A 13,215-nucleotide genomic window follows, 5' to 3' on the forward strand; every position below is an offset into this window, starting at 1 on the left:
AATAAATTACTATTTAATTTGCTCATATTAACTTTCTGGATTCCCGCCTGCGCGGGAATGACACCCTTTTTATGGCAATTTCTTATCCATGCAACAACGCCAGTCAAGCCACGGCATGACACCGAAACACTTTGCAAAAATTCGAGCCATGCAACAACGCCCCGCCTTTAGCTAGAATGACATAAAGGGTTGCAGGGAATGACATTTAGAGCGTATTTACAAATAATATTAGAAAACAACTTAAGCGAGTTTGCAATGGACAATTATGATTTAGTAGTAATAGGCGGCGGTCCCGGTGGATATGTTGCGGCAATTAGAGCGGCGCAATTAAAGAAAAAAGTTGCTTTAATCGAGAAAGAGCATTTAGGAGGAGTATGCCTTAATTGGGGGTGTATACCGACCAAGTCGCTACTTAAATCGGCAGAAATTTTTGAGCATATAAAACATGCTACGGATTATGGTGTTGAAGTAGGTAGTTCGACGATTAATATAAGAAAAATAGTTGAGCGTTCAAGAGAAATATCCGCTAAGTTAGCCGGCGGTGTTAAATTATTGCTTAAAAAAAATAAAGTTACCGTAATAGACGGGATAGCGTCACTAAGTGCTGATAAAGTAATAAATATAGATTCATCGCTCGGTAAATCTGCGATAAAGGCAGAAAATATTATTATTGCTACGGGAGCGCGCCCAAGAATTTTAAAAGGATTTGAGCCTGACGGCAAACAAATTTGGACTTCTAAAGAAGCAATGGTGCCGTCAGAACTGCCTAAATCGATGATTATAGTAGGTTCGGGCGCAATCGGGATAGAATTTGCTTCGTTTTATAATAGCTTAGGCGTGGATGTTACGGTGATTGAAGCGCATAGCCGAATATTACCCGTTGAGGATGCTGAAATTTCTTTAATTGCTAGAAAAAGCTTTGAAAAAAGAGGGATAAAATTTTACACGGATGTAAAGCTTTTAAAGCAAACTAAAATGAAAGATAAAATAGAGATAGAACTTGAAAATAGAGGAATTTTACCGGCTGAAATTTTGCTGATGGCGGTGGGGATTATTGCTAATACCGAAAATTTAGGTTTAGAAAAAACCAAAATCAAAATAGAAAGCGGTCATATAGTTACGAATGAATTTATGCAGACTAGTGAGGCTGGAATTTATGCTATAGGCGATGTAGCAGGCGGACCATGGCTTGCACATAAAGCAAGTCATGAAGGAATTATAGCCGCAGAATTTATAGCGGGACTTAAACCCCATGCCGTTAATAAGTATAATATTCCGGGGTGTACTTATTCCTCTCCGCAAATCGCCAGTGTTGGACTCACGGAAGAGGCGGCTAAAAAAGCGGGCTATCAGCTAAAAGTCGGGAGATTTCCTTTTGCGGCAAACGGTAAAGCCTTAGTTATCGGCGATAGTGAAGGGATGATAAAAACTATTTTTGATGCTAAAACCGGCGAGTTGCTCGGAGCTCATTTAATAGGAACGGAAGTTACTGAATTAATTCACGGTTATGTAATTACTAAAAGCTTGGAAGGAACCGAACTTGATTTAATTAATAGTATTTTCCCACATCCGACATTATCTGAAATGACGGCAGAATCAGTATTGCAAGCATTTGATAGAGCTATACATATTTAAAAATGTCATTCCTAGCTGCGATATGTTGTGCGAATACTCCAAACGTCATTGCGAGCGACTATAGGCATTGTTGCGTGGCTCGAAAAACCCGTCATTGCGAGGAGGGACGTAGTCCCGACGCGGCAATCCAGAAAAATATAGTCATCCTGAATTTATTTCAGGATCTACTAAAAAAAGATGCGCAAAACTTGTTCAGCATGACAAGGACCGGATTGCCGCGTCGGCATAAATGCCTCCTCGCAATGACGAATAATAGATTCCCGCCTTTAGCTAGAATGACATTAAAGGCTAAAATTAAGGTAAAAATTTACAAATAGTTTATTACACTAAGACTTATAAAGTACCATGACTAGAGAAAAATTAATTAAAAATTATGCCGCTGCATTGTTTAATAACGGTAGAGATAATAATACCTGGGAAGAAATTTTTGAACAAATCAAGGTTATAAATCAAGCTATCGATGATAATATTGATATCAAAAAGGTTATGTGTTCGCCTATAATTCATAAGCTTCATAAAATTAAAGCAATTAAATTGCTAGCAAAAACGTTTAAAATTGATAATATGGTGCAAAATTTTTTATTGTTATTAATAAAAAATTCCCGTATGTCTATTTTATCGGAGATAGTCAAAGCTTATCACCAATTGCTAGATGAAAGTAAAAATATAAAAAAGGTGCAGGTTACTTCCGTTAAACTATTACAGTCACAAGAACAAGATTGGCTAAAGAATTATATAGAGGAAGAGTTGAAACAAAAAGCCGAGATAATTTTTACTTTAGACCCTGCAATTATCGGTGGGGTGGTCATTAAATATGATAGTATATTACAAGATTATTCCATACAGGGAAGTTTAGACAAAATAGCAAAAACCTTAAAGGCGGCTAGGGTTACTATATGATACTTAAGTCAGCTTAAGGAGTAGAAACGTAAGCCGTCATTGCCGAGGAGGCATTGGCGTTGTTGCATGGCTCGAATTTTCGATGTCATTCCCGCTTTCGCGGGAATCTAGAAAAAACACTTTTAAGTCATCCTGAATTTATTTCAGGATCTACTAAAAAGATGCTGAAACAAGTTCAGCATGACAAAAAAAAGCCTAGATTCCCGCCTGCGCGGGAATGAGATACGGCACTTTTTTAGAGCCATGCAACAAGACCGGTCAAGCCACGGCATGACACCGGATTGCTTTGCAAAAATTCGAGTCATGCAACAAAGCCTATAGCGGCTCGCAATGATATAGTTATAGCAATACCGTTTTTGGATGGAGGATAAAATAAATGAAGTTAAAAGCTGTTGAAGTTGCCGAAATATTGCAAAAAGAAATTGCCAATATCGATCAGCTCAGTGAATTACAGGAAGTTGGGCAGGTGATAACTATCGGTGACGGTGTAGCTAAAATATACGGTCTCGATAACGTAAAAGTCGGTGAAGTAGTAGAATTTGAGTCAGGAATTAAGGGGTTTGTTCTTAACTTAGAAACCGACTGTGTGGGTGCTGTGATTATGGGGGATGATAATCAAGTAGAACAAGGCGATAAAGTAAAAAGAACTAAAGAAATTTTAGAAGTGCCGGTTGGGAAAGCTTTGCTTGGTCGAGTCGTTGATGCACTCGGCAAACCGATTGACGGAAAAGGTGATATTGCGGCAGAGCAGTATCGGCATATTGAGATGAAGGCGCCGGGAATAATAGCCAGAACTAGCGTTAGCGAACCGGTGCAGACGGGCATTAAAGCTATTGATTCGCTGATTCCGATCGGTAGAGGTCAAAGGGAGTTAATTATCGGTGATAGGCAAACGGGTAAAACCGCGATAGCTATCGACACTATTATCAATCAAAAACAAACTCATCTTCTGGCGAACGAAAAAGATAAAATTTATTGCATTTATGTTGCCGTCGGGCAAAAAAGATCAAATGTTGCGCAGATAGTAAAAAAATTAGAAGATGCCGGCGCGATGGATTATACGATTATTGTCTCGGCAACGGCATCGGAAGCGGCCGCGCTACAATTTATTGCGCCTTATTCTGCTTGTAGTATGGGAGAGTATTTTCGTGATAACGGTATGCATGCTTTGATTATTTACGATGATTTAAGTAAACATGCGGTAGCTTATCGGCAAATTTCATTATTACTTAGAAGACCGCCGGGGCGTGAAGCTTATCCGGGTGATGTCTTTTATTTGCATTCAAGGTTGTTAGAGCGAGCCGCTAAAATGTCTGATGCGGAAGGTGGAGGGTCGTTAACCGCTTTGCCGATAATTGAAACACAAGCAGGTGACGTATCGGCATATATCCCGACTAATGTTATCTCAATCACCGACGGGCAGATATTTTTAGAAAGCGAGCTTTTTTATAAAGGTGTAAGACCTGCAGTAAATGTCGGTATATCGGTCAGTAGGGTAGGCTCCGCTGCGCAAATAAAAGCTATGAAACAAGTAGCAGGTTCGGTAAAACTTGAGCTTGCACAATTTAGAGAACTTGAATCCTTTTCACAATTCGGTTCTGATTTAGACCCCGCAACTAGGAAGCTTATCGATCACGGCAAAAAACTTGTCGAAATATTAAAGCAAAGTCAGTATCACCCTTTTCCCGTAGAAGAGCAAGTAATTAGTATTTATGTCGGCACTAAGAAATATTTAAATGATGTTCCTGTAGAAAGAGTTAAGGAATTTGAACATCAATTGCTTGAGGAAATGAGGAGTAGTAAAAAAGATATTTTAGACTCTATTAAAAATGAAAAACGCATAACAGACGAAAATGAACAAAAGTTAAAGGTGTTTTTAGAGGAATTTGTGAAAGGATTTTTAGTTTAAGAATTGTCATGACGTGGCGGCATTGTTGCGTGGATTGTTAAAAGCGCTCTCTATGTTATTCCTAGCTAAAGGCGGGAATCCAGGCTTTTCTTTGTCATGCTGAACTTGTTTCAGCATCTATTACACCAAGATACTGAAATAAATTCAGGATGACTATTATTTTCTAGATTCCCGCCTTTAGCTAGGAATGACATCGTTGGTATAAAAAAATATGTCCTTAAAACAATTAAGATCAAGAGTAAAGAGTATTAAGTCTACTCAAAAAATAACTAAAGCGATGCAATTGGTATCGGCGGCTAAACTTGCAAAAGTAAAGAGTCAAATCGTTAATTCCGGTTATTATGTAGAAGCGATACAAAAAATGATGACTACTATATTGTCCGGTAATAATATATATGATTTATCTGAAGAAGATCAAAAATTTTTTTCTAATGAGTCGCAAGATAAGTCACATCTATTGATAGTATTGACCTCTGAACGCGGATTATGCGGGATGTTTAATTCATCGATAATTAAACAAGTAAAAACCGATATTATAGATTTGGAAAATAAAGGCGCACAGATAAAGCTTATTATTATCGGTAAAAAAGGTTACGAAGCACTTAAAAAGAAATATGCAAATTATATCGATAGTTATTTTGAACTGTCAAAAACGCATGACGAGAATTTACTTTTTCAAATAAAGCAAAAAATTATGGAAGCGGTGGAAAATTCAGAAATTAGTTACTGCTCGGTATATTTTAATAAATTCAAAAATGCGATGACGCAAATAATCACTAAGCAACAAATTTTACCTATTGAAAAATATGATAAGATTGAGGAAGAAAAAGCCGTAAATTATATTTATGAGTATGAAGGTGAAAATCTCATTGCTAATATGATTAATTTATATGTTAATTCTCAAATAAATTATGCATTGTTGCAAAATATGGCAAGTGAGGAAGGCGCAAGAATGACCGCTATGGAAAATGCGACAAATAATGCTAATGATATAATCGACAAATTAACTTTGAAGTTAAACAGATCGCGGCAAGCTATTATTACTAATGAGTTGATAGAGATTATTGCCGGAGCGGATGCTGTATAGCCTGTTTATGTCATTCCCGTGGAAACGGGAATCCAGACTTTTCTTTGTCATGCTGAACTTGTTTCAGCATCTATTGAAAAAGATCCTGAAATAAATTCAGGATGGCTTAAAAGTATTTTTCTGGATTCCCGTTTTCACGGGAATGACATAGAAGGCAGATAGGAATAACATCGATAACACTAACGTTTAAAGGCAGAAAAATGACAAAAAATATCGGTAAAATCACTCAAATTATTTCAGCGGTAGTTGACGTGAAATTTACAAATATCGGTAAGTTACCGCCAATTTTAAATGCACTTGAGTGCTATAACGATGATCAAAAATTAGTGCTAGAAGTAGCGCAGCATATCGGTGACGATACGGTACGTTGTATTGCAATGGACTCAACGGAGGGGCTTGTCCGCGGGATAGAAGTAGTTGATACCGGTACGTCTATTCGTATACCGGTGGGTACTGAAACTTTAGGCAGAATTATCAACGTTACCGGTCAACCGATTGATAATAGGGGAGAAATCAAAACTGAAAATTATTCTTCTATCTATAAAGAAGCTCCGGCTTTTACCGAGCAATCAACCGATAGAAATATTTTAGTAACAGGAATCAAGGTAGTAGATTTACTAGCCCCTTATACAAAAGGCGGTAAAATTGGTTTATTCGGTGGTGCAGGGGTGGGGAAAACGGTGCTGATAATGGAACTTATTAATAATATAGCTAAGGCACACGGTGGATATACCGTATTCGCCGGAGTAGGCGAGAGAACTAGGGAAGGAAATGACCTTTATAACGAAATGATCGATGCCGGCGTTATTAATCTTGAAGAGCCGCAAAAATCGAAAGTGGCGCTAGTTTACGGTCAAATGAACGAGCCGCCGGGCGCCAGAGCAAGAGTAGCTTTAAGCGGGCTGACCATTGCCGAGAGTTTTAGAGATATGAATGAAGGACAAGATGTGTTGTTTTTTGTCGATAATATCTTTCGTTTTACTCAAGCCGGTTCGGAAGTCTCTGCACTTTTAGGGCGGATTCCTTCGGCGGTCGGTTATCAACCGACTCTGGCAACGGATATGGGAGAATTACAAGAACGTATTACTTCTACTAAAACCGGTTCTATAACTTCGGTGCAGGCTATATATGTACCGGCGGACGATTTAACCGATCCGGCTCCCGCTACTTCTTTTACGCATTTGGATGCAACAACGGTATTAAGCCGTCAGATCGCCGAGCTGGGTATTTATCCCGCCGTCGATCCGCTTGATAGTAATTCTCAAATACTCGATCCGGTGATTGTGGGGAAAGAGCATTATGAAGTTGCACGGCAGGTACAACAGGTTTTACAAACTTATAAATCGTTGCAAGATATTATTGCGATTTTGGGCATGGATGAGCTATCGGAAGAAGATAAATTAATCGTTACTAGAGCAAGGAAAATACAAAAATTTTTATCTCAACCGTTCCATGTAGCGGAAGTATTTACCGGTGCCGAGGGAAAATTTGTAAATTTGGCAGATACTATTTCAGGGTTTAAAGCTTTAGTAGAAGGCAAATACGATGACTTGCCGGAAGCCGCATTTTATATGGTTGGGACTATTGAAGAGGCTATAGAAAAGGCGAAGGCTGTTAAGGGATAAGCTTAGGTAATAATTGTAATTGGTGCGGTGTCATGCCGTGGCCTGATCGGCGTTGTTGCATGGCCCGAATTTTCGATGTCATTCTAGCTAAAGGCGTGGTCTTGTTGCATGGCTACTAGAATCGTCATTGCGAGGAGGCACAAAGTGCCGACGTGGCAATCTAGTCCTTGTCATGCTGAACTTGTTTGCTGCATCTTTTTTAGTAGATCCTGAAATAAATTCAGGATGACTTAAAAGTATTTTTCTAGATTCCCGCAGCCACTTCGTGGCTTCGCAATGACGATTCTGGTAGTCATGCGGAGCAAGACATAAAATTTTGCAAATATATCAATATGAATGAAACAATTAATATTAAAATAATTACGCCGGTAAATATTGTCTTTGAAGCCAAGGCTAAAATGGTGACAATGCCGGGGGAGGAAGGTATATTTGGGGTCTTACCTAATCACGCTCCTTTAATAGCTAGTTTAAAACCGGGGTTAGTAAAGATTTCTATAAATAACCTTAGCGGGCAAGACACTATTTATTTTATTTATAAAGGTATGGCGGAAGTAACCGGTATAGAGGTTAATATAGTAACTGAATTTGCTATCAATGTTACAAAGCTTAGTCAAGTTGAGATATCGGAAGAAATAGCTAATCTTAAAAATAATATAAATAATGAAACAAATACTACGAAAATAAATATTATTAAAACTGATCTTATCAAGTACGAATCACTATTAACCTGTCTTAAAGATAATTAAGTACAGCGTCCTCTCGATCGCTTGATACAAGCGAATTTCCCAGAACTGTCTGTACTCACGTACTCTAGTACGCTGCGCAGGCTCGTCTTTAAATTCATCTTGTCTGAAGCTTTCTGAATTAGCTGTATAGACCTTAATAAGCGAAGCTATATCACCTATCTTAAGTTTTTAAGTTCATCGATCAAGCAATAGATCATTAAAGAAAGGATTATAACAAGACCTATATATAAAACTCCATATTCAAAACGTAAGGAGCTTTTAATATTATAATAACTTTCTTGATTTTTTGAAGTATAGTTCCAAGCCTTGAGCAATTGAGGTAAAGATATAATCGCAATTAATATTAACATAGGGCTAGGTTTATATAACCATACGGCAAGCAGTATAGGTACACCTAAAAACCATATATGCGGAGAAATTATTGCGGTAATTCGCCCACCGTCCAGAGGAGATAAAGGGATTAAGTTGAAAAGATTAATAATAAATCCGCTTTGAGCTAAAACTAATGCTAATTCACTTGCCGTATATCTGCCGTAATAATATACCACAAAACTAGCAATCGTACCTATAAAAGGACCGGCATAGGCAACGTAAGCTTCGACTTCAGCATTCATCGGTTGTTCTTTTAATTCTATCCATGCTCCTATAAAAGGGATAAAAGTAGGTAATCCGACATTTAGGTTTTTTTGCTGTGCCGCTATATAATGCCCCATTTCATGACAAAAAATTAATCCTATAAAACCTGCGGCGTAATACCACCCGTAAAATGCGGCATATGTAAAAATTGACAAAATAATACTAGCGGCAGGGAGTAAAACTTTGCTGAATTTAAGAGTGCTAAGTAATATTATTAATGCATTCATAAATTACAAATCTTTATCTCTTTTAAAAAAATTCATAATTTTTCCGAAAAATACCGCTACTGCTATAGCTATTATTTTCCATATTTTTAATAAGAAAACTCCTATAACGGTTAGCAAACCGACTTTTTTAGCTACTGCTCCGCCGATTAATGCCGCAAGACCGTAAGTTGCTACTTTATCCGTGCTTTCAAGAAAATCTTCGTACCTTTTACCGTTATTATAATCAACGGCGGCAAGGATTGTTTTTACGTGTAATTTATCTTGTTCTATAAAATCATAAGATGTTATAAGATTAATTATAAAATAACCTTCTCGTCCCAATGCATATGTGTTATAATTTATGCTATAGTTTTTTTCATCTAAATCTCCTGGGGTGCGTCCTACTATCGACCAAATTAATTTATGCGATAAAGCATTATAAGTCGGTACTTCAATCCATTTAACTACTTCAAATTCTTCAAAGCCTTTTGCTTTTCTATATTTATTTTGCTCTTTAGTTCCTTCTTTTAAATTTTGTAATAACTTATCGGCATTCCAGTTTTTTGCATCATCATCTTTTATATATCCTGATTTTTCATAATTTACCTCGATAAACCAATTTTGATTATCAACTATCGGCATTATTATACCTATAATTCCGGAACTCCCTGAATTTCCCCAACTTTTTAGCCACGCCACTGCTTCAGCTTTAGGGATAAAGACATAATTTTCCGGTAAATGTAATATGCCTTGATCCAATAGCGGAATATCATTAGGGCCTAAAATAGCGGCTTTTATCATATTTTCCTCAGCAACTTTATATTCTTGTTGCTGCTTTTGCGAAAATACTTTATCCTCTGCCTGAACTATTAAAACCGGCATAAAAGAAATAAATAATAATAAAACATAATTTTTAAGGAAATTCATAAAAGCTATTATAATAGTTAAAATTAATTTAAAGAATTAACCATTATAAAGCTTTTTAACAAAAAAATCTATTATTATTAAATATAATAATAGATTTTTTCAATTTATTAGGAGTATGTCGGTATTTTTAAAGCTCTCTACTATATCCGAAACTTTAATATTACCTGCGCATTCTATATTCCATATAGTAATATAATCCTCCTTTTCCTATGACACCTAATTGAAAAGAAATCGTATTTTTGCCTTGTTTTAATTTACTTTTTACATCAATAGGTACATTTGTAGTAACTCTAGCGTGTCCTTGATCTTTTCCGCCGTTACAGCTAGTAAGGTTAAAGTCGTTAACATCAGTAGGTTCACTTAAAACTTTCTGATCATTGATTTTTATTAACACACAATCATCATAGGCTACTTTTTGTATCTGAAAATATTCTATATCATCTATAATGGAATCAATTTCAAACTCATAAATTGCATGATATAAGCCTTGAGTGATTATTACATCCTCAGGAAAAGCACCGTTATCCTGCGGTTCTTTATTTAAAGTAAAACTGCCGATTTTACTAGTGTTATCATATTGATTTGAGGAGTCAACATTTGAAGGAAAATTACTGTCCGGGTCTTCAATAGTAATACCTTTAGATTCTCTGCAACCGACATCGGGAGCTAGCTTTTCAAAAGCCACGGTTTTGCTATCAAAATTTGATAAGCAATAACGTTCTAACGGTTTATTTGGATCAATGGTTATCCAATCAGGCTTACATGTTCCCTTAGCTAAATCTCCTATATCGGTTTCAGGCCAAGTAGCATTACCGCTATCATTTGAAGGAGTAGTAATTGCAGGGCAGATTCCTAAAATCGACACACAAAGATTTAATTCTTGAGAGGTTTTATCCCTTACATCCGAGGTTGCTAAATTATATGTTGGCTTATTATTATCATCATATTCAATAGTATAATGTTGTGAATCGTTTAATATAGGACCTTTATCGGGAGCCGGATTAATCCTATTTTGATAATCTCTACTTAGAACGCATACGGGAGTATTAGCCTTATCATTATTAGTATAACAATCGGTAGTAATGCCGGCGATAGCGGTAGGGCATTTATAAATCGTAATACCGCTTCCTTTACCTGCTATAGTTTCTCCTTGGGTACAGCTACTTATATCGCCCTGACATATTCCAAGATTCGGATATAAAGTAGATTTATCTCTAAAGGTTTGACAATCAACCGTATCGGACTCCGTTAACTTGGCAAGTATACAGTTAATTTCGGTAGTATTATCATTCTTGGGAGCTCCTGCAGGTGGAGGAGGGAGAGAAAGACAATGTTGAAAATCTTTGGGCATTAAGCAAGCATGTGTTCCTCCTTGAATATATTTACCGTTTATATATTCCAAATATTTTAAGTATACGGCATTAGGGTTAACTTGCCCGCTAGCGTCATAGGGTTTTTCATTATTTTTATATTTTCCGTAAATAGTAAATTGATTTAGAGAATTAGGACCTGAAAAAGGCATAGCAATATATTTATCGGTTGGACTTTTCGGCGGTATTGCAGGAATATATGCCACGGAAGAACTAAACTCATACCCGGCGAGTGTTGCTACGGTTTCTGTGGTGGTAGAGCTAGGATCATCGGTAACGGATAGGGGCGTAATAATACTATTGGTTTCATCTAGAATATTGTCGTTATCGTCTCTTACTTGTACTGAAGCAATAAATTGAGGGGTATAATAAGTATTATTAGGGCAATTAAGTCCTGCATGTTCCCCGCACTTATACGTAACAAGACTATAACCCTTATCTACTCTTGCTTGACAATCTACTAAACTAGCCGATTCAAACACGCAAATATCCGCAGGAGATTGTTGATCAGTAGCCTTGTTAACAATCCAGGCATAAAAATTTCTTGCCTTGTTGTTATTGTCTTTTAATGAAAAAATTTGTTGCAATGGTAGTAAGTTATCGGTACCTTGCTCTTGAATCATAGGAAATTTTACGCTTATATCAATAAATTCGCCGATATTAACTCCCCATATTTTTTACTTGTCTTTTCTGGATCGCAATCAGGTAAATCGCTAATATAATAATCATTTGGGGTAGAATTGCTCCCTATTTCTTGAGAATATACAATCCTAAATCCTTGATTGCAACCATTTGCCGTTACGCTACAGGGTAGAGGCATGTTAGTATTAATACATGGAGCGTCCCCCGTTTCAGAACTACAAGCTTTTATTAAATCCGTATAAGCAGTAGCCGTGTGAATACCCTGAGCTGAAGAAAACGGTCCTATATTTTTTAACTCAATGCATGTCGTAAGATCAGGACTTGCCCTGCTACACAGGGGAACAAGATTATTAAAGCTAACCCGCACAGTATTATTAATAACATTATTTGCTACATTTGAGACCACGCAAGGTGATATAGTCGAAGACTGATTAAATGTAATACCGTCGGAATTTTTTTGGCTACAAATGTTATGAAGAAGCGGGCTAACGGTAAGTTCATTCAATGATGGACAAAATGGTGGAGGATAAGGTCCGAGGGGTAATTGTACGCAGCCGAATGAATAATTATCTACAGCGCTATTTAATGATCCGAATGCTTTTATAACATCGATTATAAAATTTGGAAAAAAATTAAAAATTTGTCCTATTGCGTTAAATATTGTTTTAAAAACTTTTAAAATTTCAGAATTTTCTGCCCTCATCATATCTAATACATTTCCAAGTAAACTTGGTAGGTTTGTATCGCCCAGAGTCTCGACTAAAAATGCTAATACTTTTGCAATAGGGCTAAGTTTCGTAGTTTTATGCAAAGGCTGACTATTCGGATTCCAGTCCATTGCATCCGTGTTAGCTCCTGAATCCGAAACAAGGTTGACTAGTCCCGGATCGCTATAAGCGCAAAGTTTAGGAGATTGAAGCGGTGTTCCGTCTACGCCGATAATTGGCTCATCATTCTCTACATAACCGACTTTATTTAGATGTTTACCTTCGGTATAACCGGGATCAGCAGGATTACCTTCAGTATTTAATCCGGGTTGTGGCGGCGTTTCAGGTATTGCAACACGTGCGCAAATTCGAGTTAAAGGGACGCCGTAACCGGTAGGCCACAATACACAATCACCGTCCCAATTTAAAGTAGCGGATTGGCTCCAACAGGCAGCCGCATCACAACTTTGAATTCGTATACGAATCTTTGGAGAAAAATAATTACTGCTAGGGGCTGCTTCGGCGCATCTTTTTAAATAAAAACCGATAAATGTGCTTGGATGATCATATTGTAATAAACAAGTATCTTCATCACGTCCGTCGCTTTTGTTCCAAGGAGGGCATAAACTACCCGGTTTAAAAGTTTTTTTTACTTCATTTACAGTACCGGTATTCCAGATTTCAGTTCTGTCACCTTGACCGCAATTGCACGGATCAGTCACACAACCGCCAATATCACCCCATATAGATGCCGTTGCATTACAAGAAAAAATTAAAAGCAATAAGGCTAAGTAATATTTTTTTAACACTTTTGAAACTCTAAAT

Annotated in this window: 13 protein-coding genes and 2 pseudogenes; 11 read left to right on the forward strand and 4 right to left on the reverse strand. The window is 37.0% G+C overall.

Annotated features, from left to right (window positions below; translation table 11 throughout):
* Positions 1-18: 18 nt before the first annotated feature.
* The 11 genes from AAHM91_RS05695 to AAHM91_RS05745 all read left to right on the forward strand — a co-directional run bounded on the left by AAHM91_RS05695 (position 19) and on the right by AAHM91_RS05745 (position 7,902).
* On the forward strand, positions 19-171 hold the full coding sequence (locus tag AAHM91_RS05695; RefSeq protein WP_342270165.1) for a hypothetical protein: 153 nt from the start codon (positions 19-21) through the stop codon (positions 169-171).
* A gap of 84 nt (positions 172-255) precedes the next feature.
* A complete protein-coding gene (gene lpdA / locus AAHM91_RS05700) occupies positions 256-1,635 on the forward strand; it encodes a dihydrolipoyl dehydrogenase (protein WP_342270736.1) in 1,380 nt (459 codons plus the stop codon).
* Between the two features lie 74 nt (positions 1,636-1,709).
* On the forward strand, positions 1,710-1,952 hold the full coding sequence (locus AAHM91_RS05705) for a hypothetical protein (RefSeq protein WP_342270166.1): 243 nt from the start codon (positions 1,710-1,712) through the stop codon (positions 1,950-1,952).
* Between the two features lie 28 nt (positions 1,953-1,980).
* Positions 1,981-2,535 carry an ATP synthase F1 subunit delta gene (gene atpH, locus AAHM91_RS05710; protein ID WP_342270167.1) on the forward strand — a complete coding sequence of 185 codons (555 nt, stop codon included), beginning with the start codon at positions 1,981-1,983 and terminating at the stop codon, positions 2,533-2,535.
* Positions 2,536-2,597: 62 nt separating this feature from the next.
* On the forward strand, positions 2,598-2,756 hold the full coding sequence (locus AAHM91_RS05715) for a hypothetical protein (RefSeq protein WP_342270168.1): 159 nt from the start codon (positions 2,598-2,600) through the stop codon (positions 2,754-2,756).
* Positions 2,716-2,856 (forward strand): hypothetical protein, encoded by a 141-nt coding sequence (locus tag AAHM91_RS05720; RefSeq protein ID WP_342270169.1) that lies wholly within the window; start codon positions 2,716-2,718, stop codon positions 2,854-2,856. Before AAHM91_RS05715 ends, AAHM91_RS05720 begins: the two co-directional genes overlap by 41 nt.
* Positions 2,857-2,911: 55 nt before the next feature.
* A complete protein-coding gene (gene atpA / locus AAHM91_RS05725) occupies positions 2,912-4,444 on the forward strand; it encodes a F0F1 ATP synthase subunit alpha (protein WP_341793225.1) in 1,533 nt (510 codons plus the stop codon).
* 211 nt (positions 4,445-4,655) lie between these two features.
* Positions 4,656-5,531 carry an ATP synthase F1 subunit gamma gene (atpG, locus tag AAHM91_RS05730; RefSeq protein ID WP_342270170.1) on the forward strand — a complete coding sequence of 292 codons (876 nt, stop codon included), beginning with the start codon at positions 4,656-4,658 and terminating at the stop codon, positions 5,529-5,531.
* 18 nt (positions 5,532-5,549) lie between these two features.
* Positions 5,550-5,693, forward strand: coding sequence for a hypothetical protein (locus AAHM91_RS05735; RefSeq protein WP_342270171.1), 144 nt, complete (start codon positions 5,550-5,552; stop codon positions 5,691-5,693).
* Positions 5,694-5,731: 38 nt separating this feature from the next.
* Positions 5,732-7,156: a F0F1 ATP synthase subunit beta gene (gene atpD / locus AAHM91_RS05740; RefSeq protein ID WP_342270172.1), complete on the forward strand. Its 1,425-nt coding sequence runs from the start codon at positions 5,732-5,734 to the stop codon at positions 7,154-7,156.
* 332 nt (positions 7,157-7,488) lie between these two features.
* On the forward strand, positions 7,489-7,902 hold the full coding sequence (locus AAHM91_RS05745; protein WP_253308383.1) for a F0F1 ATP synthase subunit epsilon: 414 nt from the start codon (positions 7,489-7,491) through the stop codon (positions 7,900-7,902).
* Between the two features lie 19 nt (positions 7,903-7,921).
* Here AAHM91_RS05745 and AAHM91_RS05750 read toward each other — a convergent pair.
* The 4 genes and pseudogenes from AAHM91_RS05750 to AAHM91_RS05765 all read right to left on the reverse strand — a co-directional run.
* Positions 7,922-8,052, reverse strand: a pseudogene (locus tag AAHM91_RS05750) (palindromic element RPE3 domain-containing protein); the annotation flags it as partial.
* Between the two features lie 5 nt (positions 8,053-8,057).
* Positions 8,058-8,765: a site-2 protease family protein gene (locus AAHM91_RS05755; RefSeq protein ID WP_341793219.1), complete on the reverse strand. Its 708-nt coding sequence runs from the start codon at positions 8,763-8,765 to the stop codon at positions 8,058-8,060.
* Positions 8,766-8,768: 3 nt separating this feature from the next.
* The gene (locus tag AAHM91_RS05760) at positions 8,769-9,671 is read right to left on the reverse strand and encodes a DUF2167 domain-containing protein (protein WP_253308385.1); all 903 of its coding nucleotides are present in this window, start codon (positions 9,669-9,671) and stop codon (positions 8,769-8,771) included.
* Between the two features lie 160 nt (positions 9,672-9,831).
* Positions 9,832-13,199: pseudogene (locus tag AAHM91_RS05765) on the reverse strand (hypothetical protein).
* Between the last annotated feature and the right edge of the window lie 16 nt (positions 13,200-13,215).

The organism is Rickettsia endosymbiont of Orchestes rusci (assembly GCF_964030945.1).
Lineage (GTDB): Bacteria > Pseudomonadota > Alphaproteobacteria > Rickettsiales > Rickettsiaceae > Rickettsia.

What these genes read in the sequence shown, in the direction of transcription:
- lpdA (WP_342270736.1), top strand. Translation starts at nt 256, where the DNA reads ATGGACAATTATGATTTAGTAGTAATAGGCGGCGGTCCCGGTGGATAT.
- atpH (WP_342270167.1), top strand. Translation starts at nt 1,981, where the DNA reads ATGACTAGAGAAAAATTAATTAAAAATTATGCCGCTGCATTGTTTAAT.
- AAHM91_RS05720 (WP_342270169.1), top strand. Translation starts at nt 2,716, where the DNA reads ATGACAAAAAAAAGCCTAGATTCCCGCCTGCGCGGGAATGAGATACGG.
- atpA (WP_341793225.1), top strand. Translation starts at nt 2,912, where the DNA reads ATGAAGTTAAAAGCTGTTGAAGTTGCCGAAATATTGCAAAAAGAAATT.
- atpG (WP_342270170.1), top strand. Translation starts at nt 4,656, where the DNA reads ATGTCCTTAAAACAATTAAGATCAAGAGTAAAGAGTATTAAGTCTACT.
- atpD (WP_342270172.1), top strand. Translation starts at nt 5,732, where the DNA reads ATGACAAAAAATATCGGTAAAATCACTCAAATTATTTCAGCGGTAGTT.
- AAHM91_RS05745 (WP_253308383.1), top strand. Translation starts at nt 7,489, where the DNA reads ATGAATGAAACAATTAATATTAAAATAATTACGCCGGTAAATATTGTC.
- AAHM91_RS05755 (WP_341793219.1), bottom strand. Translation starts at nt 8,765, where the DNA reads ATGAATGCATTAATAATATTACTTAGCACTCTTAAATTCAGCAAAGTT.
- AAHM91_RS05760 (WP_253308385.1), bottom strand. Translation starts at nt 9,671, where the DNA reads ATGAATTTCCTTAAAAATTATGTTTTATTATTATTTATTTCTTTTATG.